General features: G+C 65.6%; 18 protein-coding genes. 15 read left to right on the plus strand and 3 right to left on the minus strand.

The features are described 5' to 3' along the window. Positions 1-112 precede the first annotated feature (112 nt). Positions 113-1318, minus strand: a complete 1206-nt coding sequence (xylA, locus tag E3O28_RS01335) for a xylose isomerase (protein ID WP_134342268.1) — start codon at positions 1316-1318, stop codon at positions 113-115. Positions 1319-1809: 491 nt separating this feature from the next. Between xylA and E3O28_RS01340 the strand changes: the two genes are divergently transcribed. From E3O28_RS01340 to E3O28_RS01355, 4 genes are all read left to right on the plus strand, one after another. After that, positions 1810-2928 carry a sugar-binding protein gene (locus E3O28_RS01340; protein ID WP_134342269.1) on the plus strand — a complete coding sequence of 373 codons (1119 nt, stop codon included), beginning with the start codon at positions 1810-1812 and terminating at the stop codon, positions 2926-2928. Between the two features lie 127 nt (positions 2929-3055). Beyond that, entirely contained in the window at positions 3056-4564 is a 1509-nt protein-coding gene (gene mmsA, locus E3O28_RS01345) for a multiple monosaccharide ABC transporter ATP-binding protein (protein WP_104169414.1), read from the plus strand. A 5-nt stretch (positions 4565-4569) separates the two neighbouring features. Continuing rightward, positions 4570-5757, plus strand: a complete 1188-nt coding sequence (gene mmsB, locus E3O28_RS01350; protein WP_134342270.1) for a multiple monosaccharide ABC transporter permease — start codon at positions 4570-4572, stop codon at positions 5755-5757. Positions 5758-5816: 59 nt separating this feature from the next. Beyond that, positions 5817-7034 (plus strand): ROK family transcriptional regulator, encoded by a 1218-nt coding sequence (locus E3O28_RS01355; protein ID WP_241972960.1) that lies wholly within the window; start codon positions 5817-5819, stop codon positions 7032-7034. A gap of 28 nt (positions 7035-7062) precedes the next feature. On the opposite strand, the gene E3O28_RS01360 is transcribed toward E3O28_RS01355, so the two are convergent. Continuing rightward, positions 7063-8337, minus strand: a complete 1275-nt coding sequence (locus E3O28_RS01360) for an endo-1,4-beta-xylanase (protein ID WP_134342271.1) — start codon at positions 8335-8337, stop codon at positions 7063-7065. Positions 8338-8405: 68 nt separating this feature from the next. Next, positions 8406-9401, minus strand: a complete 996-nt coding sequence (locus E3O28_RS01365; protein ID WP_134398484.1) for a LacI family DNA-binding transcriptional regulator — start codon at positions 9399-9401, stop codon at positions 8406-8408. Positions 9402-9599: 198 nt separating this feature from the next. Here E3O28_RS01365 and E3O28_RS01370 point away from each other — a divergent pair, with 198 nt between their 5' ends. The 11 genes from E3O28_RS01370 (at position 9600) to E3O28_RS01420 (ending at position 23266) form a co-directional block, all read left to right on the plus strand. Further along, positions 9600-10892, plus strand: a complete 1293-nt coding sequence (locus E3O28_RS01370; protein WP_134415064.1) for an extracellular solute-binding protein — start codon at positions 9600-9602, stop codon at positions 10890-10892. Between the two features lie 9 nt (positions 10893-10901). After that, on the plus strand, positions 10902-11930 hold the full coding sequence (locus E3O28_RS01375; protein ID WP_134415065.1) for a sugar ABC transporter permease: 1029 nt from the start codon (positions 10902-10904) through the stop codon (positions 11928-11930). Further along, a complete protein-coding gene (locus tag E3O28_RS01380) occupies positions 11930-12817 on the plus strand; it encodes a carbohydrate ABC transporter permease (RefSeq protein ID WP_198411520.1) in 888 nt (295 codons plus the stop codon). Before E3O28_RS01375 ends, E3O28_RS01380 begins: the two co-directional genes overlap by 1 nt. A gap of 108 nt (positions 12818-12925) precedes the next feature. Beyond that, entirely contained in the window at positions 12926-15346 is a 2421-nt protein-coding gene (locus E3O28_RS01385; protein WP_134415070.1) for a glycoside hydrolase family 3 N-terminal domain-containing protein, read from the plus strand. Positions 15347-15418: 72 nt separating this feature from the next. After that, positions 15419-16924 (plus strand): alpha-N-arabinofuranosidase, encoded by a 1506-nt coding sequence (locus E3O28_RS01390; protein ID WP_134415066.1) that lies wholly within the window; start codon positions 15419-15421, stop codon positions 16922-16924. Continuing rightward, positions 16921-17979: an NAD-dependent epimerase/dehydratase family protein gene (locus E3O28_RS01395; protein ID WP_134415067.1), complete on the plus strand. Its 1059-nt coding sequence runs from the start codon at positions 16921-16923 to the stop codon at positions 17977-17979. Before E3O28_RS01390 ends, E3O28_RS01395 begins: the two co-directional genes overlap by 4 nt. A gap of 17 nt (positions 17980-17996) precedes the next feature. Next, the gene (locus E3O28_RS01400) at positions 17997-18716 is read left to right on the plus strand and encodes a ThuA domain-containing protein (RefSeq protein ID WP_134415068.1); all 720 of its coding nucleotides are present in this window, start codon (positions 17997-17999) and stop codon (positions 18714-18716) included. Further along, entirely contained in the window at positions 18701-19798 is a 1098-nt protein-coding gene (locus tag E3O28_RS01405) for a Gfo/Idh/MocA family oxidoreductase (RefSeq protein WP_134415069.1), read from the plus strand. Before E3O28_RS01400 ends, E3O28_RS01405 begins: the two co-directional genes overlap by 16 nt. 70 nt (positions 19799-19868) lie before the next feature. Further along, positions 19869-20513, plus strand: coding sequence for a sugar O-acetyltransferase (locus E3O28_RS01410; protein ID WP_198411519.1), 645 nt, complete (start codon positions 19869-19871; stop codon positions 20511-20513). 66 nt (positions 20514-20579) lie between these two features. Continuing rightward, positions 20580-21752 carry an ROK family transcriptional regulator gene (locus tag E3O28_RS01415; RefSeq protein ID WP_134342278.1) on the plus strand — a complete coding sequence of 391 codons (1173 nt, stop codon included), beginning with the start codon at positions 20580-20582 and terminating at the stop codon, positions 21750-21752. Positions 21753-21988: 236 nt separating this feature from the next. Continuing rightward, positions 21989-23266: a multidrug effflux MFS transporter gene (locus E3O28_RS01420; protein ID WP_241972961.1), complete on the plus strand. Its 1278-nt coding sequence runs from the start codon at positions 21989-21991 to the stop codon at positions 23264-23266. The last annotated feature ends 209 nt before the right edge of the window (positions 23267-23475 follow it).

Genomic DNA, 23475 nt, shown 5'->3' on the forward strand with positions numbered 1-23475 from the left:
GGAGGATCTCCCGCGTCAGCTACAGGATCGGACTCCTGAGTGAGCCATGGGACCAGCCGGAGCCCGGCACAGGGCCGGCCACCGTGGCCGGCCCCGCGCATCGGGATCCCGGTTAGCGGGCGCCGAGCAGGTGCTCCAGCGCCAGCTGCTGCAGCCGTACGAAGCCGAAGCCCTTGCCGCCGAAGTAGGCATCCGTGTCGAAGTCCTCGTAGGAGGCGCGGTCGGCGAGCAGGTCGTCGTAGCTTTCGCCGGCTGCCAGGGTGGGCGCGGAGAGCTCCGGCACGCGTGCCGCTTCGAGCATCTGCTGCACCTCGGGGTCGGCGCGGAAGGCCTGGGTGCGCTCCTTGAGCAGGAGGTAGGTGCGCATGTTCGCGGCGGCCGAGTCCCACACGCCGGTGATGTCCTCGGTGCGGCTGGGCTTGTAGTCGAAGTGGCGGGGGCCTTCGTAGGACGGGCCGCCGTTCAGGCCGCCGTTCTCGAGCAGGTCGACGAGCGCGAACGCGTTGTGCAGGTCGCCGTGGCCGAAGACCAGGTCCTGGTCGTACTTGATGCCGCGCTGGCCGTTCAGGTCGATGTGGAACAGCTTGCCCTGGTACAGCGCCTGGGCGATGCCGGCGGCGAAGTTGAGCCCGGCCATCTGCTCGTGGCCGACCTCGGGGTTCACGCCGACCAGCTCGGGCCGGTCGAGAGTGGTGATGAATGCCATCGCGTGACCGACCGTGGGCAGCAGGATGTCGCCACGCGGTTCGTTCGGCTTCGGCTCGATCGCGAAACGGATGTCGTAGCCCTTGTCGGTGACGTAGTCGCCGAGCAGGTTGACGGCCTCGCGGTAGCGATCCAGGGCCGCACGGATGTCCTTGGCCGAGTCGTACTCGGCGCCCTCGCGGCCGCCCCACATCACGAACGTCTTCGCGCCGAGCTCGGCGGCGAGGTCGATGTTGCGCAACACCTTGCGCAGCGCGAAGCGGCGCACGCTGCGGTCGTTCGAGGTGAAGCCGCCGTCCTTGAAGACCGGGGCGCTGAAAAGATTGGTGGTGATCATCGGGATGATCAGGCCGGTGTCGGCGCAGACCTGCTTGACCCGGTCGATCTGGGACTGGCGCTCGGCATCCGTGGAGCCGAAGGCGAACAGGTCGTCATCGTGGAAGGTCAGGCCGTATGCGCCGAGACGGGCGAGGTTCTCGACCGCGTCGACGACGTCGAGTGGCGGCCGGGTGGGGCCGCCGAACGGGTCGCTGCCGTTGTAGCCGACGGTCCAGAGCCCGAAGGAGAACTTGTCGTCGCGGGTGGGGGTCAGGCTCACATCACTCAATGTCATTTCACTACTTCCGATTCAGCTGCGTCGATGATTTGTTGATTACCCAAACATATATCAATCGTGACCAGAACGGGACGGTTTGCCGGAAATGATCCGAATTTGCCTCCGGCGGGAACTATTAGCCTGTATCGCGGCGCTCGATCCGGGCAGAAGGGTGTGGCCTGGATAGTGAATCCACCTCGATTGCGGACAAACAGCGGAATCTCGGGACAACAGTTGGCAATTGGCTCTCAAATTAGATATGTTCTGTTCACAAACAAAGTCGTCCGCGACTGAGTGCAGGCTCACCCGCAGAGTGGTCCGCACAGCTTGGCCCTGCACCGGATTTCACACCTGACCGTGTGAGTCCACATCGCATCACGCTTTACAACGAGGTAACCGTTCGTCCCCGTTTCGCGTTACGCAAAATGGTCGGTCGAAGTGCACCTCGTTGCAGCAGAAGTCGGAATCTCCGCCCCTGCGCCTGGCAGCATTCAGAGAGGAAAGCACCAATGTCCCTGACCAAGAGGATCATCGCCGTAGCGGCGACCGTAGCCGTGGCCTTGTCGCTCGCGGCATGTTCCGGCACGGGCGCACCGGCCGGCGACGGCGTGGAGGCCATTGCCGACTGCAACGTCGGCATTTCCATGCCGACCCGCGCCCTTGAGCGCTGGATCAACGATGGTGAGCAGCTCAAGACGCTGCTCGAAAAGGCCGGCTGCACCGCCGACCTGCAATACGCCGACAACAAGACCGACCAGCAGATCAGCCAGATCCAGAACCAGATTGCCGGCGGGGCCAACATCCTCGTCGTCGCTGCCATCGACGGCCTCCTGCTGGGCCCGGCGCTGGAAGAGGCCAAGACGCAGGACGCCACGGTCATCGCCTACGACCGCCTGATCGTCGGCACCGAAAACGTCGATTACTACGCGACCTTCGACAACTACGAGGTCGGTACCCTGCAGGGGGAGTACATCGTCGACCAGCTCGGCCTGGCCGACGGCGCCGGCCCGTTCAACCTCGAGCCCTTCGCCGGCAGCCCCGACGACAACAACGCGAAATTCTTCTTCTCCGGCGCCTGGGACGTTCTGCTGCCCTACGTCGAGAACGGTCAGCTCATCGTTCCCAGCGGTCGCTCGCCCGAGTCCAACGCGGACTGGGCCTCGATCGGCATCCAGGGCTGGGCTTCCACCCTCTCCCAGGCCGAGATGGACAACCGCCTGTCGTCCTTCTACTCCGGATCCGAGAAGGTCGACGTTGTGCTCTCGCCCAATGACAGCCTCGCCATCGGCATCCTGGCGTCCCTGAAGTCGGCGGGCTACGCACCCGGTGAGGACTACCCGATCATCAGCGGGCAGGACGCCGACAAGGCCAACATCAAGGCGATTCTCAAAGACGAGCAGTCCATGAGCGTGTGGAAGGACACCCGCACGCTCGGCGAGCAGGTCTACAACATGGTTCTGCAGATCGCCGCGAACGAAGAAGTGACCGTCAACGACACCGAGACCTACGACAACGGCAAGAAGATCGTGCCGTCGTTCCTGCTCGACCCCGAGGTCGTCGTCAAGGAGGACATCCAGGTCAAGCTGATCGACTCCGGCTTCATCAAGGCATCCGACGTAGGACTGTAACCGGTCCCACACCCCGGTCGGCCCCGCGCGAGCGGGGCCGACCACCTCGGCCCTCACCGGGGCCGGCAGATCTACACACGCGCTATCGATCAGGAGGCTGCCCTTGGAGCACACGACCATCCTCAGGATGCACAACATCGTGAAGGATTTCAGCGGAGTGAAGGCACTCGACGGGGTGTCCATCGACGTCGTTCGCGGGGAGGTGCACGCGATCTGCGGCGAGAACGGCGCCGGCAAGTCAACGCTCATGAAGGTGCTCAGCGGTGTGTATCCCGCCGGCAGTTTCGAGGGCACCATCGAGTTCGAGAACAAGCCGGTCTCCTACAAGACGATCAATGACAGCGAAGCCGACGGCATCGTCATCATCCACCAGGAACTGGCCCTCAGCCCCTACCTGTCGATCGCCGAGAACATCTTCCTCGGAAACGAGAATTCCAACCGGGGCATCATCGACTGGAACAAGACCAACCGCGAAGCGTCCCTGCTGCTCAGCCGGGTCGGCCTCGCTGAAAGCCCGGCCACCCGGGTGCTCGAACTCGGCGTCGGCAAGCAGCAGCTCGTGGAGATCGCCAAGGCGCTCTCCAAACAGGTGAAACTGCTCATCCTCGATGAGCCGACCGCCGCCCTCAACGATGAGGACTCGGCGCACCTGCTCGGCCTGATCGAACACCTGCGCGGGCAGGGCATCACCTGCATCATCATCAGCCACAAGCTCAAAGAGATCAAGCGGATCGCCGACAAGGTCACCGTCATCCGGGACGGCAAGACCATCGAAACCATCTCGATGGACGGACCGGACGCCACCGAGGCGCGCATCATCCGTTCGATGGTCGGCCGGGAACTCAACAACCTGTTTCCGCCGCGTGAACCCAAGATCGGCGCCGAACTGCTGCGCGTCGAAGACTGGACCGTGTACCACCCGGTCGATACCGCGCGCAAGGTCGTCGACGGGGCGTCCTTCAGCGTGCGCGCCGGCGAGATCGTCGGGTTCGCCGGGCTGATGGGCGCCGGCCGAACCGAACTGGCCATGAGCATCTTCGGCCGCTCGTACGGTACCAAGATCACCGGCAGCGTCTTCAAGAACGGCGACGAGATTCAGATGCGCACCGTCGACGAGGCAATCCGCCACGGCTTCGCCTACGCCACCGAAGACCGGAAGCTCTACGGCCTCAACCTCATCGGTGACATCACGGTGAACGTTTCGGCGGCGGCCCTCGGCAAACTCGCCAAGTGGGGCGTCATCGACCGGCACCGCGAATACAAGGTCGCCAACTCCTATCGCGAGAAGATGAACATCAAGGCGCCGAGCGTCACATCGATCACCGGCAAGCTCTCCGGCGGCAACCAGCAGAAGGTCGTGCTCTCGAAGTGGATCTTCGCCGGCCCCGACATTCTCATTCTCGACGAACCGACCCGCGGCATCGACGTGGGCGCCAAGTATGAGATCTACGGAATCATCAACGAGCTCGCCGCCCAGGGCAAAGCCGTTGTGGTGATCTCCTCGGAGCTGCCCGAACTCATCGGGCTCTCCGACCGGATCTACGTCATCTCCGAGGGCAAGCTCACCGGTGAAGTCACCGCGGCGGAAGCCTCCCAGGAAACACTCATGCACTACATGACCGCGGGAAAGGACTGACCCCGATGAGCACCACCACCCCTATGAGGCGCACGAAACCCAAGTTCGCTGTCAGCCTCAGACAGTATGGAATCCTCGCCGCACTGGTGATCATCATCATGCTGTTCCAGATTCTCACCGACGGTCGCCTGCTTCTGCCCGGCAACGTCAACAACCTGATCCAGCAGAACGCCTATGTTCTGATCCTCGCCATCGGCATGGTGATCGTCATCATCGCAGGCCACATCGACCTCTCGGCCGGGTCCGTGGTGGCCATGGTCGGTGCCGTCGCCGCGATCAGTATGAATTCCTGGGGCTTCTCCTGGTGGGCCGCCGTCATTCTCGCCCTGGTGGTCGGCGCCGTCGTCGGCGCGTGGCAGGGCTACTGGGTGGCCTTCGTCGGCATCCCGGCGTTCATCGTCACCCTGGCCGGCATGCTGATCTTCCGCGGGCTCACCCTGGTGCTGCTCACCGGCGGCACCATTGGCGGCCTGCCGTCCGAGTTCACCGCCATCGGTGCGGGCTGGCTGCCCGCCTGGCTCGGCGAGGTCGGCGGCCGGGACGTGCTCACCATCGCCCTCGGTGTGCTCACCGCGCTCGCCCTGATCGTGCAGCAGCTGCGTACCCGCGCCACCCTGCGCAAGCTCGACCTGCCCCGCGAGCCGATCGCCACCCTGTGGATCAAGAGCGGCATCGCCGGCGTGGCCATCATCGCCTTCGCCTGGTTGCTCTCCGGCTACAGCGGCACACCGCTCATCCTGATCGTGCTCGCCGCCCTCATTCTCGGCTACACCTTCCTGCTCAACCAGACCGTGTTCGGCCGCCACGTGTACGCGATGGGTGGCAACCTGTTCGCCGCCAAGATGAGCGGCGTCAAGACCCGCTGGGTCGACTTCTTCATCTTCGTCAACATGGGAGTGCTCGCCGGCCTGGCCGGCGTGGTCTCCACGGCTCGGGCCGGGGGCGCCGTCGCCTCGGCCGGCCAGAACTACGAGCTCGATGCCATCGCGGCCGTCTTCATCGGTGGCGCGGCCGTGACGGGTGGCGTCGGCACGGTCATCGGCGCCGTCATCGGCGCATTGGTGATGGGCGTGCTCAACATGGGCCTGTCCATCCTCACGGTCGACGCGGCCTGGCAGATGACCATCAAGGGCGTCGTGCTCCTGCTCGCGGTCGCGTTCGACATCTTCAACAAGAGCCGCGGCGGCCGCTAGCTTCGCCCCGCGCCTGCAGGGCCCTGTCAGGTGTCTTCCAACCGTAGAGGTGGTGTGTCGTGACCCGGCTGACCACGACCACCCTCTCCGCACGCGGTGGTTCGAGCAACGACCAGTTGCGCCGGTTCAACCTGTCGATGATTCTCACCATGATTCATCATTCGAGCGGATGCTCTCGGGCTGAACTGACCAGACGCACCGGCCTGAACCGGTCCACCATTTCGGCGCTCGTGGCCGAACTGGTCGAGCTCGGAATGGCGTTCGAGGGCGAGCCCGAAGATGTGCCCGGCCGGGTGGGGCGCCCGAGCCTGCAGGTGTTTCCGAGCCCGAAGATCGCCGCGATCGCCGTGAGCCCCGATGTCGATGCGATCACCGTGGGGCTGGTGGGGCTCGGCGGCGAGGTGATTCGCCGCATCCGCTTCGACACGACCCGTATTCCCACCGTGTCCGAAACCGTGAACGCGGTCAAGGCCATCGTCGACGGTATGCGCGGCGAGATCGAGCAGAACTATCGCATCGCCGGGGTCGGCGTGGCCGTTCCCGGCCTGGTCGACACGGTCGACGGCCGCGTGCTGATCGCCCCGCACCTCGGCTGGCGGGACTGCGCCCTCACCAGCACCCTCGCCAGGGTGCTGCACTTCCCGGTGTACGCCGGCAACGACGCAAGCCTGGCCGCCATCGCCGAGAGTCTGTTCGGAGCGGCCTGTGGCGCGAAGGACCTCGTCTACCTCAACGGCAGTGCGAGCGGCATCGGGGGCGGCCTCATCATCGGCGGCAGCCCGTTGCGCGGTACGAGTGGCTACGCGGGTGAGCTCGGACACACACTGGTCAACTCGAACGGGGTGCGATGCCACTGCGGCCGCATCGGATGCCTGGAGACCGAGGTGAGCATGTCGCGCCTGCTCCGGGTGCTGGGCCTGCCGCGCGCGGATCTGGACGACCTCGACATCGCCCTCGGCGTCTCGCGCGACCCTCAGGTGCTCCGGGAGGTAATGAGGCAGATCGACTTTCTCTCGGTGGCGATCTCAGACTTCGTGAACATGTTCGACCCGAAGATGGTGGTGCTCGGCGGATTTCTCGGTTCGCTGCTGTCGGTGGGCCGAGAGCGCCTGGCCGAGGCGGTGAGCGTGAGTTCAATCGGAAGCCTCGGGCACGCCGTGCTAATCGAACGGGCGCAGCTGCGCTCCCGGCTGATGATTGTCGGGGCGGCCGAGCTGGCCTTCGCCGGGCTGCTCGACGACCCTGCCGGGTTTGTGCGCGGACGCATCGGTGTCTGACGCGTGACCGGACTTCGCGTCTGCCGGGTCAGGTGATCGATGGGAGGGTGACGCGAGCGTGCCGATCCTCAGGACTCAGCGTGAATCGGGTTGACTGTTCACTCGCGGCGAACCTGGCGCTGGTGCCGAGCTGGTATTCGCCGGCGAATCCTTCGACCGAGACCCTGCCCCGCGCGTCGGTGAGCACGGTCGTCGGTGCAAGCCACCATTCGCCCTTCACGAGCCCGCGCAACGCGTCGTAGGACGGCTTCGGAGTGCCGTCGGCGCGCACCAGCCCGATCGGTGCGCCGAGCCAGGCGCGTGCGTCGGTGATGCCCCAGTAGGTGACGGCCTCGACCGAGGGATGCGCCATGAGTGAGCGGTAGTGTCGCTCGAGGTCGTCCGCCTGGCGGGCCTCTCCTTCCGGAGTCGACGGCCACTCGGAGACGCGGAAGTCGTTCAGGTCCACGATGTCGGCCGGCATGAGGTCGCCGGAAACGAGAGATGACTCGGTCAGGTGCAACGGCAGGCCGTATCGGGCGAACCGGTCGACCATCCCGAGCATGGCGTCCTCACCCCAGTACCCCTGGTGCATGTGGGTTTGCAGCCCGAGGGCATCGATCTCGACGCCGGACTCGAGGACCCCTTCGATGAGGCACTCGAAGGCGCTCGAGAGATCGAAGTCATTGAGCAGCAACGTGGCGCGAGGATTCACCGCGCGGGCCTCTTCGAACGCCAGGCGGATCATCGGGATGCGCCCCCTGGCGCGAGCCAGCGGCGTGATGCCGTTGTCCCCGTTTTCGAATACCGGCATGATGACGGCTTCGTTGATGGCGTCCCAGGTGTCGACGAGCCCCTCAAAGTCGGCAACGTCGCGGCGGATCCGTTCGCGCTGCAGCCGTTCGACCTCGTCGACGGGCAGGCCGAGCAGCCAATCGGGCTGCACGGTGTGCCAGACGAGCGGATGACCCTTAAGCTTCACGCCGCGGCCGCGGAACCACCTTGCGGCCTGTTGCAGCCGGGCCGTGTCCGGTGCGCCGCGGGTGGGCTCGAAGCGGCCCCAATAGAACGGCAGCGTTGCCGTGTTGAAGACGTCAGCGTAGAGCGTGGCGAGGCTCTCGGTGCCGATCTCGACAGGCTCGCCGTTCGCGAGGCCGAGGAAATCGAAGCCGATGTTGCCGAAGCCGAAGGCGTGGTCCAGCTGGGCGACGACGATCTCCGTGTTTGGCAGGACCTCACCGGACGCATCCGTCACGGTCACGACGGTGGTACAGAGCCGATGGGCGGGTGCCGAGGCGGAGGAGAGGGCCGCGGAGTGCATCATTGCAGAGTCACTTTCCAGACTGGAGTGTTGATCCAGCCGACGAATCGGGGTGCTGGGCGAATGGGAAGTCAGGATTCGACCGGCACGGGGCCGGTGCTCGCCCGGACCACGAGCTTGGCAGGGAGTTGGACATGGTGAGGGACGTCTTCCCCGTCGAGCAGCTTCACCAGCATCTGCAGGGCCTGTGCCCCCAGGTCGTGCAGTGGCTGGGCCATGGTCGTCAACGGCGGTGTCGAGCTCGCGGCCTCGGGGATGTCGTCGAATCCGATGACGGAAACGTCTTCCGGCACCCGCAGTCCGAGTTCGCGGGCGACTTTCAGGACGCCGAGCGCGGACATGTCGTTTGCGGCGAACACCGCGGTCGGTCGATCCGGCCGCGTCAGCAGTTCACGAGCCGCGTCGGCCGTCAGGGCGGCCTGGTATCCACCGTCGCGAACGAGGGTCGGGTCGAATGGGATGCCGGCGTTCTCGAGCGATTCACGGTAACCGGCCTCACGCAACTGGGCCGAAGCCAGGTCGCTGCGCCCACGGATATGTGCGATGCGGCGGTGTCCCAGTTCGATGAGGTGCCGGGTCGCCACCCGGGCGCCGCCGATGTTGTCCGAGTCGATTGTCGCGGGTCCGCCCGGCCCCGTGTGCGGGTCGATCGCGACGACGGGGATCGAAGTCGTCGGCATGAGCAACGTGGGCGTGACGATGATGGCGCCGTCGATGAGCGTGCCGGCCAGGCGCGAGAGGGATCGGCGTTCCCAGCCCGCGCTGATGCCGCCCGGCGCGAGGGCCGAATACGCGAGCAACTCATAACCGGTTCCGGTGGCAGCGGTGGATATGCCCTTGAGCAGCTCGACCGAGAACGACTCGAATTCAGAGACGAGGATGCCGATCACATTGCTGCGCTGTCGACGCAGACTCGAAGCCACAAGCGAGGGCTCATAGCCGAGTGCGGCGACGACTTCCGTCACTCGCTTGAAGGTCGCCGGAGCGACGCCGTAACGCAGATTGACGACCTTCGACACCGTCGGCACTGAAACGCCGGCTTCGCGCGCGACGTCGGCGATCGTCACTCGCCCAAGCGGGGGGGATGGGTTGACATCAGGGGTCACACTGCTCACAGTACAGCGCCGGGCAACAGATCAAGAGCCGAATCACCCCGTTAGAAATCGTTATCGATATCGATTGACAAGATGGATGCCGTGCTGGGAAGCTCTGGCTGTGGCGGACGAATGTCGTGTGTCACCGATGACTACCAAGGAGCTTCCACAATGAAGAGGAAAAACCGAACCGCGGGAATTCTCGCGCTGGCCGTTAGCACCGCCATGCTCGCCTCCGGGTGCGCCAGTGGCGGCGACAGCGGTTCGAGCGACACGGTCGCCCTGACCTTCTGGCAGAACTCAACGACAGGAGAAGGCAAGGCCTACTGGGAGAAGACGGTCGCCGAGTTCGAGGCGGCCAACCCGAAGGTCACAATCGAAATGCAGTCCATCCAGAACGAGGAGATGGACGGAAAGCTTCAGACCGCGCTGAACTCCGGCGATGCACCAGACATCTTCATGGCACGGGGCGGCGGCAAGCTGGTGGATGTCGTGGCGGCCGGACAGGCCATGGACATCACAGACTTCATCGACGAGGCTACGAGTGCGGCGGTGCCCAAGGGCGTGCTCAGTGCCTTCGCGGTCGAGGGCAAGATCTACGGAATGCCGACCGCAGTGCTTCCTGGCGGCATCTACTACAGCAAGGACCTCTTCGCGGAGGCCGGCATCGACACCGTGCCGGCGACGATGGCCGAGCTGGGCACCGCGGTGGACAAGCTCAAGGCCGCCGGTATCGCGCCGATCGCCGTGGGTGCCAAGGATGCCTGGCCCGCTGCGCACTGGTACTACTTCTTCGCTCAGCGGGCCTGCTCGCAGGACGCCATGGACAAGGCAGCCGAGTCCAAGACGTTCGACGACGCCTGCTGGCTGAACGCGAGCGAGCAGATGGAAGAGTTCATTGAGACCGAGCCGTTCAACGATGGCTTCCTCACCACGTCCGCACAGCAGGGAGCAGGCAGTTCGGCCGGCCTTCTGGCGAACCACCAGGCGGCCATGGAACTCATGGGTGCGTGGAACCCCGGCGTGATCGCATCGCTGACCCCCGACGAGAAGCCGCTGGCTGACCTCGGCTGGTTCCCCTTCCCGGAGATCGACGGCGGCGAAGGTGCGGCCGGCGCAATGATGGGCGGCGTGGACGGCTTCACCTGCTCGGCTCAGGCGCCGCAGGAGGAGTGCACCGACTTCCTCAACTTCTTCATGCAGAAGGAGCAGCAGGAAGGGTACGCGAACGCGTTCCACACGCTTCCGGCCAATACGGAGGCTCAGGACGTCGTGACCGATGATGCACTGAAGTCCATCCTGGAGGCCTACAACGAGGCACCGTACGTGACCGTCTGGCTGGACACCCTATTCGGCCAGAACGTCGGCAACGCGCTGAACACCGGCGTCGTCGACATGCTGGCCGGCAAGAGCGGCGCAGCGGACCTCGTCGCGGGCGTCAACGCGGCAGCGGCTAAGGGTTAGCTCGCAACCATGAGAAAAGAGTCCGCAGGCGCTACGTCGTTGACCGACGCGCGGCCGCTGCCGGGCACGCAGAAAGCTGGGGACGGTGCACCTCGTGCATCGTCCCCGGCCGGGGCGCGCCCCACCCGGAGAACTGCAGACTGGCGGAAGCGCCTGGAGATAGCGGTCCTCTCCGGACCGGCGATCCTTGTCTTCGTCGGCTTCGTGATCCTCCCGGTCATTCTGGCCGCCTACTACGGCTTCTTCCGTTGGAAGGGTTACGGGCCGGCAACCGATTTCGTCGGCTGGGGCAACTACGTGATCATCTTCGCGGACAGCGCGTTCCACGAGGTGCTGATGCACAACGGCATCATCCTCGTGCTGTCGCTGGTCATCCAGCTGCCGATCGCACTCATTCTTGCTCTGCTCATCAACCAGAAGATCCGGGGACGCTCCCTCATCCGCGTTCTGATTTTCGTTCCGTACATCATTTCCGAGGTCATCGTCGGCATCGGCTGGGGTCTGATGCTCCAGACCAATGGCGCGGTGAACGACCTGCTGGAGAGTGTCGGTCTGGGCGCGTTCCAGGCCGACTGGCTCTCAGATCCCAAGATCGCCATCTGGTCGCTGATGCTGATCATCTCCTGGAAGTACATCGGCTTCGCCGTCATCCTCTTCCTCGCCGGGCTTCAGGGAATCCCGGAGGAGCTCTTCGAGGCGGCGTCGATCGACGGCGCGAGTTACTGGCAGGTGCAGCGCAGCATCACGCTGCCGCTGCTCGGCCCGACCCTGCGCACCTGGGCGTTCCTGTCCATCATCGGGTCACTTCAATTGTTCGACCTTGTCTTCATCATCTGGGGCCAGTACGTCGCTTCGACGGCGGGTACCTCGACCATGGCGACCTACATGGTCGCGAACGGGCGCACCTCGGGCAACTTCGGCTACGGCAGCGCCGTCGCGGTTGTCATGTTCCTGATCTCGCTTGTCATCGCGCTGACCTACCAGCGCTTCGTCTTGCGACGCGACACGGCCGGCGCGCTCACAGAGGGGAAGAAATGATGTCGGTTCTGACCAGTGAGAGGGCCTCACGCACGGAGGCCCCACGGGTTCAGCGTGGCTCGAAAGGTCGTGACAAGTGGGGCAGCCCCGTCACGTACTTCATCGCATTCCTGTTCATCGCCCTGTGCCTCGGTCCGGTCCTCTACATCATCGTCGGGGGCTTCCGCGACAATTCCCAGATCACCTCGTCGCCTGCCGGGCTCCCGGGTCCGTGGCGCTTCGACAACTATCTCGACGTCCTGACCGCTCCGACTTTCTGGCAGCAGATCGGCAACTCGGCAATCGTCAGCGGCTTCACCACGATCGGTGTCGTCGTGCTCGGGGTGATGGTGAGCTTCGTCCTGGCCCGCTATGACTTCCACGGGCGGGGGCTGATGTATGCCCTGTTCGCAGCCGGACTCATGTTCCCGATGACCGTTGCGATCACGCCGCTCTACATCCTGGTCAAGCAACTGGGCCTGATGAACAGCCTGGCGGGCGTGATCCTGCCGCAGATCGCCTTCGGCCTGCCGGTGACCGTCATCATCCTGGTGCCGTTCCTCAAGGCGATTCCCAAGGAGATCGAGGAAGCCGCGTCGATCGACGGGGCGAGCCGACTCGGGTTCTTCTTCCGCATGGTGGTGCCGTTGTCGGTTCCTGGCGTGGTGACCACCGGCATCCTGGCCTTCGTCGCCAGCTGGAACAGCTACCTGCTGCCGCTGTTCATCCTGAGCGATCAGGCGATGTACACGCTGCCACTGGGCGTGCAGGCATTCGCGTCGCAGTATTCGGTGGACACGGCACAGGTTCTGGCCTTCACCTCCCTGTCGATGATTCCGGCGCTCATCTTCTTCACGCTGTTCGAGCGCCGCATCGTCGGCGGATTGACCGGCGCCGTCAAGGGATAGGCGTTCACGCGGTGCGCGGCCGTGAGCCGTCGCACCGCGCGCTGTCCCAACTGCATATCTGATCCTCTGAAGGAAAGTGTTGAACCCGTGACCCATGCCATCTCAGCCATGCCGGAGGTCTCGGAGCGCGTACTGGCGCTCCATGCCCGAATGACCCTCGAGGAGAAGCTCGCCCAGATTGTCGGCTACTGGCTCGATCAGAGCGGCGTCGTCGCGCCCATGCAGGGCGAGATGGCGGCAGGTCAGAAGGCTCCTGGCGACCTGTCCGAGGTGACCCGCCACGGCCTCGGGCACTACACCCGTGTCTACGGCACGCGGCCGGTGGATCCGGCGGAACGCGCCGCGTGGCTGTGGGGCGAGCAGCGCCGCCTCAAGCGGGAGACGCGCCTCGGAATCCCCGCGCTCGTGCACGAAGAGTGCCTGACCGGACTCGCCGCCTGGAAGGCGGCCGCGTTCCCGACTCCGCTCGCGTGGGGCGCCTCCTTCGACCCGGTGCTGGTCGAGGAGATGGCCGGCGTCATCGGCGACTCGATGAAGCAGCTGGGCATCCACCAGGGGCTCGCCCCGGTGCTCGACGTCATCCGGGACCCGCGCTGGGGCCGGGTGGATGAGTGCATCGGCGAGGACCCCTATCTGGTCGCCACCGTCGGCACGGCCTACGTGCGCGGGCTCCAGGGCGCGGGGGTGCACGCGACGCTGAAACACTTCCTCGGATACTCCGCGTCGCGCGCCGGACGCAACCACGCACCGGTGCACGCGGGTCCGAGGGAGATGGCCGATGTCTTCCTGCCACCGTTCGAGATGGCGATCCTCGACGGCGGTGCGAAGTCAGTGATGAACTCGTACACCGACATCGACGGAATCCCGATGGCCGCCAACGCCGACTACCTGACCGGTGTCCTGCGGCAGAAACTCGGCTTCGACGGTGTCGTCGTCGCCGACTACTTCGCTGTGGCGTTCCTCGAAGTCATGCACGCCGTCGCGGCCGACCGGGGCGAGGCGGCGGCGCTCGCGCTGGAAGCGGGCATCGACATCGAACTGCCCACCGGCGACGCCTACCTGCAGCCCCTGGCCGACCGCATCCGCGCCGGTCTGTTCGACGAGGCCTATGTCGACCGTGCGGTCTTGCGCGCTCTCGCGCAGAAGGAGGAGCTGGGGCTTCTCGACGAGGACGCCTACGAGGATGAGCCGCCGACGGACATCGACCTCGACTCGCCGCGCCACCGGGAGCTGGCCCGCCGACTGGCCGAGGAATCCATCGTGCTGTTGTCGAATGACGGGGTGCTGCCGCTGGAGCGAAGGGTGCGGCCGCTCTCGACGGTGGCGGTCATCGGCCCCAACGCTCACCGTGCCACGGCGCTTCAGGGGTGCTACTCCTTCGCGAACCATGTTCTCGCCGGCTATCCCGATCTCACGCTCGGCTTCGAGATCCCGACGGTACTCGAGTCGCTCCCCGGTGCCTTCCACACGGCCGGTCTCGCCATGCCGGCGTTCGTGTACGCCGAGGGGTGCGCCGTCGAAGGCGACGACGAGTCCGGCTTCGCCGCCGCCGTGGACGCTGCGTCGGCGAGCGAACTGGCTATTGTCGTCGTGGGCGACCAAGCGGGCCTCTTCGGTCGCGGCACCGTCGGCGAGGGCAATGACTCCGAATCTCTTGAGCTGCCAGGTCTGCAACGCCGACTCGTCAAGGCCGTGATCGCGACCGGAACGCCCGTCATCATGGTGCTGTTGACCGGGCGGCCGTACTCGATCGGGTGGGCCGTCGAGGGCGGGAGCGCAGCCCCGGCTGCCGTACTCTTGGCATTCTTTCCCGGAGAGGGCGGCGGCCTCGCGATTGCCGACATCCTCACGGGCCGGGTCAATCCATCCGGACGCCTTCCCGTCTCCATGCCGCGGTCGGCCGGTGCGCAGCCGTATTCGTACCTGCACCCGGTTCTCGGCGGGCCGTCCGACGTCACCGCCACCGATTCGACACCGGTGTTCCCCTTCGGGTTCGGTCTGTCCTACACCTCCTTCGACTACTCCGACTACGTAGTCGATCCCGCCGCGCCTGCCACTGGCGGCTTCACCGCCACGGTGACGGTGACCAACACGGGCGCCGTTCGCGGAACCGACATCGTGCAGCTCTACGGCCACGACGTGCACGGCACGGTAGCCCGGCCGGTGGCGCAACTGCTCGGCTATTCCCGGGTCGAACTCGATGCGGGCGAGTCCCGCCGGCTGACCTTCTCGGTGCCGGCGAGCCGATTCGCCTTCAGCGACCGACGCATGGTCAAGATCGTCGAGCCCGGCAACGTCGAGGTGTGGTTCGCCTCCCACGTGGCCGTCTCAGACGGCGTGCCTGCCGAGGAGGCCGCCATCAGTGCCATCGTCAGCGAGAAGCTCATACCGGTGAGACGGATATCCGGTGTGTCGACCGCCCGCGCAATCGTTTCGATCACCGGCGACGTCCATGAAATCACCGCGGCGGATCTTCGCACGGTGGCCGTTCGACAGGACGCGCTGGTCCGGGCACAGGTGTCCGCCTGAACGCGCCACACCTAAGCCGAACAGCCTCCCTCCCGCTTCCCTGCACATCTAGAACCAAAGGAATACGCACCAGTGACAAACGCGTGCATTGCCATCGACCGCACGGCGGTCGTTGCCCCCGTCAACCGTCGTATCTTCGGCTCCTTCGTGGAACATCTGGGTCGGTGTGTCTACGACGGCATCTACGAGCCGGGACACGCGACGGCCGACGAGGACGGTTTTCGGCTGGATGTCGTCGACCTGGTCAGGGAATTGGGCTCGTCGACCATCCGCTATCCCGGCGGCAATTTTGTCTCCGGTTATCGCTGGGAAGACGGGGTCGGTCCCAAGGAGCAACGCCCGGTGCGCCGCGACCTGGCGTGGCATTCACTCGAGACCAATCAGGTCGGCCTGGACGAGTTCGCGCGGTGGTGTGATCTGACGGGCTCCGAATTGATGATGGCGGTGAATCTCGGCACGCGGGGCATCGAAAACGCTCTCGATCTGCTGGAGTATGCCAATCACCCGTCTGGCACGGCGCTCAGCGACCAACGCATTGCCAACGGCACGGCCGCACCTCACGACATTCGGATGTGGTGCCTGGGCAATGAGATGGATGGTCCGTGGCAGACCGGCTACATGTCGGCCGATGATTACGGCAAGCTGGCCGCTCGAACGGCGCACGCGTTGAAGGCCGCCGACAAGAATCTGGAGCTGGTCGTCTGCGGGTCCTCGGGTTCGTCGATGCCGACGTTCGGCGATTGGGAGCGCACCGTCCTCGAGCACAGCTATGAGCACGTCGACTACATATCCGCCCACGCGTATTACCAGGAGCGCAAAGGGGATTTGGGATCGTATCTCGCGTCGTCGCTGAACATGCAGTACTTCATCGACACCGTCGTCTCGACGGCCGATCACGTGAAGAACAAATTGCACAGCAAGAAGACGATCAAGATCTCGTTCGACGAGTGGAACATCTGGTACCTCGACGAGCACCGGGCGTCAGAGGAGGTCAATGAGCAGTGGTGCGTGGCACCGCGTCAGCTGGAGGACACCTATTCGGTGGCGGATGCCGTGGTGCTAGGCAATCTGCGGATCACCCTGTTGAAGAATCACGACCGGGTGGGGTCGGCGTCACTGGCCCAGCTGGTGAATGTGATCGCGCCCATCATGACGGAGCCGGGTGGGGCGTCCTGGCGTCAGACGACATTCTTCCCGTTCTCGGTGACATCGCGGCTAGCTCGCGGCGAGGTGTTGCGACCGCGAATCGACGTCGGCACCTATGAGACGGCCGTCTACGGCGCCGCGCCTCTGGTGGATTCGGTGGCGACCCACGACCCGGAGAGCCGAGTGTCTGCGGTGTTCCTGGTGAACCGCAGCCAAACCGAGTCGTTGGACGTGACCATCGATGTGGTCGATCTGGGCGCATCCGTCATCGACGAGGCTGTCAGCGTGCACGATTCCGATGTCTACGCGCAGAACACGCTGGCAGATCAGACGCGGGTGGCATTGAAGTCGCTCACCCACGCCGTGCTCACCGACGGCGTGCTCACCGTGACGCTGCCTCCGGTCTCCTGGTCAGCGATTGCCCTGCGATGACGATGACTGCCACGCCGCGAAAAATTCTGTACATCGGTGGTACCGGCACGATCAGCACGTCGTCCGTACATTTGTCTGTCGCCCAGGGTATGCAGGTGTTCGTGCTCAACCGTGGACACAACGCCAGGGGGCGACAGCTGCCCGGCTCGGTCACCTGGTTGATTGGTGACATCACGGATCGTGATTCCGTCACTGCGGCGCTCGGCGGCTTGCGGTTCGACGTTGTCGTCAATTTTCTCTGTTTCAACGCCGCCGACGCGGCACAGGCGATCGAGATATTCCGCGATCGCACCCGCCACTACGTCCACATCAGCACCGCGTCGATGTATCGCAAGCCGATCCTTCAGGTTCCGATCGTGGAATCGAACCTGCGTCAGAATGGCCTTCTGCGGTACGCGCGGGAGAAGATCGCCGCCGAGGACACCCTGATGCGTGCGCATGTGAATGACGGGTTCCCGGTCACCATCGTGCGACCGTCTCACACCTACGACGAGGCGAACCCACCTCTCGCCGGCGGATGGACGGTCTTCGATCGAATCGAGCGTGGAGCCGAAATCGTCGTCCACGGTGACGGCACGTCGTTGTGGACTCTGACCCACGCGGCCGACCTGGCGCAGGGCCTGGTGGGGCTGCTCGGGAATCAGCGGGCGATCGGCGAGGCGTTCCACATCACGTCAGATGACGTCTACACCTGGGATCAGATCTACTCGCTCGTCGGTGCCTCGCTGGGCGTGCCGGCGAAACTGGTCCATGTTCCGTCGGAGTTCTTCCCCGTTGCTGCACCCGATTGGGGCTGGTCCGAATTGTTCGTCGGAGACCTGGGCCACAGTGCGATCTTCGATACTTCCAAGATTCGCCGGTATGTTCCGGGATATGCGCCCAGCCGGACGTTCGTCGAAACGGTCGTGGAGATGGCGCGCTGGCGAAGCGGGCATCCGGCTGAAGCGGCAGGGGATCCGACTGCCGAAGCCGTGATCGACCGCATGGCGCTGGGGTATCACGAAGCGCGGACGATCTTCGAACGACTCGCGCCTGACATTCAGGTCTTTATTTGAGTTTTGAAGGGTTATTCATGACCACCGCACCACCCCAGGCATCCGCCCCCCGTCACGCACTCGTCGTGCGTGGCGGATGGGACGGCCACCAGCCCGTCGAGACGACGGATCTGTTCATTCCATTTCTGGAGGAGAACGGTTTCACGGTGCGCATCGAAGGCTCAGCGGCGCCGTATGCCGATTCCGAGTACATGGCCCTGGTCGATCTCGTCCTGCAGACCAACACCATGGCCTCGATCGAAAAGGACGAATTCACGGGGCTGAAGGCGGCCATCGAAAGCGGCACGGGGCTCGGCGGCTGGCACGGCGGCATCGCCGATTCGTACCGCACCAACGTTGACTACCTGCAACTCATCGGTGGTCAATTCGCGGCTCACCCCGGCAAGGAACCCGCCGACCACACCGGGGAACAATCTGACAACTACGTTCCCCACCGCATCGACATGCTTCCCGCCGCTGCGGATCACCCGATCACCCGGGGCATCGACGATTTCGATCTGGTCAGCGAGCAGTACTGGGTGCTCCACGACGACTACAACGATGTGCTGGCCACGACCACGCAGGCTGTTCGCCCCTGGGACCCGTGGCACCGCCCGGTCACCTCGCCGGCCATCTGGACCCGGCAGTGGGGACAGGGGCGCATCTTCGTGTCCACCCCCGGGCACCGGGTCGACATTCTGCAGAACGCCAGCGTGCGCACCATGATCGAAAGGGGACTTCTATGGGCAGCCCGTTGAGAATAGGAGTAGTCGGCGTCGGAAAGATCAGCGAGCAGTATTTCGCCGAGTTGCCCAAGCTCCCCGGACTCAAGCTCGTGGCGGTCGCCGATCTGGATGCTTCTCGCGCGGCCGCCGTGGCGGCGGAGCAGGGTGTGCCGGCACTGACCGTCGACGGGCTGATCGCCTCGCCCGACGTGGACGCGGTGCTGAATCTCACCATTCCGGCAGCCCACGCCGAGGTGGCGCTGCGCGCGCTGGCAGCCGGCAAACACGTTTACGGGGAGAAGCCCCTCGCATTGAATCCGGACGAGGCGACACCTGTTCTCAGGTTGGCCGTCGATTGCGGTCTGCGGGTGGGGTCCGCTCCGGACACTGTGCTGGGTACGGGGGTGCAGACTGCCCGTGCGTTGCTCGATGACGGCCGCATCGGAACGCCGGTGGCGGCATCCGCTTTCTGGACGGCGCCGGGGCACGAACTCTGGCACCCTGACCCGCAGTTCTACTATTCGGAGGGTGGCGGGCCGCTGTTCGACATGGGCCCGTACTACCTGAGCGCCCTCGTCACGCTGCTCGGACCGGTCGTGCGCGTATCGGGCAGCGTCGGACGCTCGGGGCGGGAGCGCACGGTGGCGACCGGGCCGCTCGAGGGAACGAGCCTCAGGGTCGAGATCGACACACACGTTTCCGCTTTGCTGGAGCATGCATCGGGCGTCACCTCGACGGTCATGATGAGCTTCGATGTGTGGGCGGCCCGGTTGCCGCGCATCGAGATCTACGGCACTCTCGGAACGATCGCGGTGCCTGACCCGAACCGTTTCAGCGATGCGACTGAGCTCTACACGAGTGACGACCGTCGTTGGCGCGAGGTGGAGCCCGAGGCCGGGTATGCGGATGCCGGGCGCGGCTACGGCCTGGCCGACATGGCGAGGGCCATTGAAACCGATCGCCCGCACCGGGCCTCCGCAGAATTGGCCTTCCACGTGTTGGAGATCATGGACGCCATCCTGCGCGCCGCCCATGATCGCTCTGTCATGGAACTGACCAGCACCGTGGAACGGCCGGCCATCGTGCCCGAGGGCGCCCTGCCGAGCCGCTGGTAGCAGGAAGGTCCCGCAGGGCCGGTCGCAGTGCTGCAGGGTCACAGGCCGACTAGGGAATAGGATTATGTTTATGCTTCAAACAAATAGCCCGTTACCGGATCCCGAGCCCACGGAGTACGACAAGATGGTCGCCGGGGACTGGTACCGATACCGCTCCGGCCCAGAGCTCGCCGAGATGACGATCGCCACCCAACGCACCTGCCGGCGCATCACCGCTCTCTTCGATGAGGACCGGGACGCAGCCCAGGAGCTGTTCGTCGGCATGCTCGGCACGGCCGGAGAGGGCCTGGACTTCCGGCCGCCCCTGTACCTGGACTACGGTTCAAGGCTGCACGTGGGTGCCCACACCTTCATCAATGCCGACCTCCTGGCCCTCGGCGGCGGGAAGATCACGATCGGGCGGAACGTCCTGATCGGCCCGAGCGTTCGACTGTACACACCGGTCCACGCCCTCGACATCGACGAGCGACGGGCCGGCTACGAGAGGGTGTCGCCGATCAACATCGGCGACGATGTGTGGCTCGGCGGCAACGTCGTGGTCTGCCCCGGCGTCACGATCGGTGCTGGCAGCGTGATCGGCGCCGGCTCCGTCGTCACCCGCGATGTGCCGCCGGGAGTGATCGCCGTCGGCAACCCGGCTCGCGTCGTCCGCACGCTCGACGAGGGTGAGACCGCGGCCGAGGGCCAGTCGTCACCGACCGGCCCGTCGCTGTAGCACGTCCGGAACGGGCACAGCCGGGCGGCGGTAGCCTTGGATTGATTACCTGATGGGAAGGCACTGATGCAGGGAACCAACAACGACGACGTGCGACGGCACAACCTGTCGGTCGTCCTCCGCCTGGTGCACCGGGACGGACCGACGCCGCGCGCGGCGCTGACGCGTCGGACCGGCCTGAACCGGTCGACCATCGCCGCTCTCGTCGCCGAACTCGAGTCGCTCGGGCTCGTCGGGGAACGCGACCCGGAATCCACCAACCAGGTGGGCCGGCCCAGTCCGGTCGTCTTCTGCTCCGAACGGGTGGTCGCCCTCGCGGTGAACCCCGAGATCGACGCCGTCACGATCGGGATCGTCGGGCTCGACGGCACCGTGCACCGCCGCATCCGTTACCCGACCGAACGGCCGCCGACCGCCAGCGAGGCCGTGAACATCTCCGCCGCCGTGATCGAGGGGATGCGAGGCGAACTCGAGACCCGCTTCCGCGTGGTCGGAATCGGCGTCGCTGTTCCGGGACTCGTGCGCGCCCCCGACGGCCTGGTGCGCCAGGCCCCCCACCTCGGCTGGGTTGACGAGCCGTTCAAGGACATGCTCGAGCAGGCCACGGGCTATCCCGTGGCCGCCGCCAACGATGCGATCCTCGGCGCGATGGCCGAGCACCATTTCGGTGCGGGGAAGGGCTTCACCGACCTGATCTACCTCAACGGCGGCGCCAGCGGCATCGGCGGCGGCATGATCATCGGCGGCACCGTGGTGGACGGCATCGCCGGCTACGCGGGGGAGTTCGGCCACATCCGGGTCAGCGACAGCGCCCGCACGGACACGGCCGGGATCGCCGGAACCCTCGAAGCCGAGGTCACCCGCGAGGAACTCCTCGAACCCCTCGGCCTGGCCGGCGCGGATGCCGACGAACTCGAGCAGGCACTGCTCGCCTCCGACGCGCCCGCCGTGCGGGCCGAGGTCAACCGTCAGGTCGACTTTCTGGCGGTGGCCCTGGCCGGGGCGATCAACATCCTGAACCCGCAGCTGGTCGTGCTCGGCGGATTCCTGGCGGCCCTGTTCTCGGTCGACCCGGAGCGCCTGAGGCTAGCCGTGGCCTCGATGACCCTGAGCTCCTCCTTCGACCTCGTGCGGGTCAGCGCGGCCGAACTCGGCTCGAACCTGCTGATGATCGGCGCTGCCGAGCTTGCCTTCGAGCAGCTGCTCGACGACCCGAGCGGATTGCCCGCCGTGGGCTGAACGCCGAGGGCGCCGAAGCGGCGGGCACCCGGTGCACGATCGGGCCGATATCTGCAACTTCCGCGGCGTTCCCCGAATGGGGGAATAGGCGCCGGCGTGGTTGCCTTGTCTCCAAGAGCGGTTCCGTATTCCGCTGCTGGTACTGACGCCCGTGATGCGGTGCCTCGAACACCTTTTCAGACCAGCACGCCTGCGCCCCATCGGGCCGGCCCCATCGATACGAGGATCAACACCACGTGACTACCGCCGCCATCACCGTCATCACCGCCGCCGACCTGAGGTCGGCCGCGAAGCATCCCGGCGACGCTCTCTCCCGCGGCCAGCGCCTGGTCTACATCCTCGTGCTCGGTGCGCTCACCGCTCTCGGCCCGTTCACGATCGACCTGTACCTGCCCGCGTTCCCCACCCTGGAGGGTGAGTTCGGTGTCTCGGCGGCCGCCATCCAGCTGACCCTCACCGGCACCATGATCGGGTTCGGGTTCGGCCAGCTTGTGGTCGGCCCGTGGAGTGACAAGGTCGGGCGCCGACTGCCGCTGATGCTCGCGACCGGCTTCCACATTCTGGCGAGTGTCGGCGCCGCCCTCTCCCAGGACATCGTCTGGCTCGGGGTCTTCCGTCTGCTGCAGGGCTTCGGCGCCGCGGCCGGCGCGGTCGTCGCCCTGGCGATGGTGCGCGACCTGTTCGGCGGCAAGCCGCTCGTGAAGATGCTTTCCCGCCTCGCGCTGATCAGCGGCCTGGCCCCCGTGCTGGCCCCGGTCATCGGCTCGCAGCTGCTGCTGGTGATGAGCTGGCGCGGCATCTTCTGGGTGCTCGCCGCCTACGGTGCGGTCGTGATCCTGGCCGTCGCGTTCTGGATCGTCGAGACTCTGCCGGATGCTGAGCGCCACACCAAGGGGCACAGTTCCCTCGGTCAGCGCTACCGTGCGGTGCTCAGCGACCGGATCTTCGTCGGCGTCGCGATCATCGGGGCGATGACCTTTACGGGTCTTTTCTCCTACCTCTCGGCGTCGTCGTTCCTGTTCCAGCAGGTCTACGATTTTAGCCCGCAGCAGTACGGCGTGCTCTTCGCCGTCAACTCGCTCGGCATCGTGATGGGTGTGCAGCTCAGCTCCCGACTCATGCACCGCTTCAACATCGGCCCGCAGTGGATCATCTCGGTGTCCACCGTGGTGCTCCTGATCACGGCCGCGGCCATCGTGCTGCTCGACCTCGCCGGCGCGGGACTCTGGGGCACCCTGGTGCCGCTGTGGTTCTTCATCGCGGCTTGCGGCTTCACCCTCCCCAGCGTGCAGGTCATCGCCCTGAACGCGCACGCGCATGAGGCCGGAACCGCCGCGTCGCTGCTCGGCGCCGCGAACTTCGGCGTCGCCGGACTGATCTCCCCGATCGTCGGCGTGCTCGGCGTCGGGACAGCGGTTCCGATGGGCGCCGTGATGGGCGTCACCGCCATCGTGTCGATCTTCGCCCTGTGGCTCATCGTGCGCCCCCGGTCGGTGCCCGCGCTGGAGCACTGAGGCCGGATGGGCGCCGGGTAACGGCATCCTTCAGCCTCCGGTCAGTGGTCAGTGGTCAGTGGTTAGTCGTCAGTCGTCAGTTGCCGCCGGTGGCTAACTCAGGAGATTTCCGGCTCTCCTGCTGCTTCTGTGGGTTAAACCCGGCCGGGGAGTGCGGGTTTGTGGCCGCCGAGGCTGAGCATGGCGAGGGCGATGAGGGCGTCGGGTGA

Origin of the sequence: Cryobacterium sp. TMT2-14 (assembly GCF_004402465.1) — a bacterium.
Taxonomy (GTDB): Bacteria; Actinomycetota; Actinomycetes; order Actinomycetales; family Microbacteriaceae; genus Cryobacterium; species Cryobacterium sandaracinum.

Coding starts and splice junctions, on each gene's coding strand:
- xylA (WP_134342268.1), bottom strand. CDS start 1,318: ATGACATTGAGTGATGTGAGCCTGACCCCCACCCGCGACGACAAGTTC.
- E3O28_RS01340 (WP_134342269.1), top strand. CDS start 1,810: ATGTCCCTGACCAAGAGGATCATCGCCGTAGCGGCGACCGTAGCCGTG.
- mmsA (WP_104169414.1), top strand. CDS start 3,056: ATGCACAACATCGTGAAGGATTTCAGCGGAGTGAAGGCACTCGACGGG.
- mmsB (WP_134342270.1), top strand. CDS start 4,570: ATGAGCACCACCACCCCTATGAGGCGCACGAAACCCAAGTTCGCTGTC.
- E3O28_RS01360 (WP_134342271.1), bottom strand. CDS start 8,337: ATGATGCACTCCGCGGCCCTCTCCTCCGCCTCGGCACCCGCCCATCGG.
- E3O28_RS01370 (WP_134415064.1), top strand. CDS start 9,600: ATGAAGAGGAAAAACCGAACCGCGGGAATTCTCGCGCTGGCCGTTAGC.
- E3O28_RS01375 (WP_134415065.1), top strand. CDS start 10,902: ATGAGAAAAGAGTCCGCAGGCGCTACGTCGTTGACCGACGCGCGGCCG.
- E3O28_RS01380 (WP_198411520.1), top strand. CDS start 11,930: ATGTCGGTTCTGACCAGTGAGAGGGCCTCACGCACGGAGGCCCCACGG.
- E3O28_RS01385 (WP_134415070.1), top strand. CDS start 12,926: ATGCCGGAGGTCTCGGAGCGCGTACTGGCGCTCCATGCCCGAATGACC.
- E3O28_RS01395 (WP_134415067.1), top strand. CDS start 16,921: ATGACGATGACTGCCACGCCGCGAAAAATTCTGTACATCGGTGGTACC.
- E3O28_RS01400 (WP_134415068.1), top strand. CDS start 17,997: ATGACCACCGCACCACCCCAGGCATCCGCCCCCCGTCACGCACTCGTC.
- E3O28_RS01405 (WP_134415069.1), top strand. CDS start 18,701: ATGGGCAGCCCGTTGAGAATAGGAGTAGTCGGCGTCGGAAAGATCAGC.
- E3O28_RS01410 (WP_198411519.1), top strand. CDS start 19,869: ATGCTTCAAACAAATAGCCCGTTACCGGATCCCGAGCCCACGGAGTAC.
- E3O28_RS01415 (WP_134342278.1), top strand. CDS start 20,580: ATGCAGGGAACCAACAACGACGACGTGCGACGGCACAACCTGTCGGTC.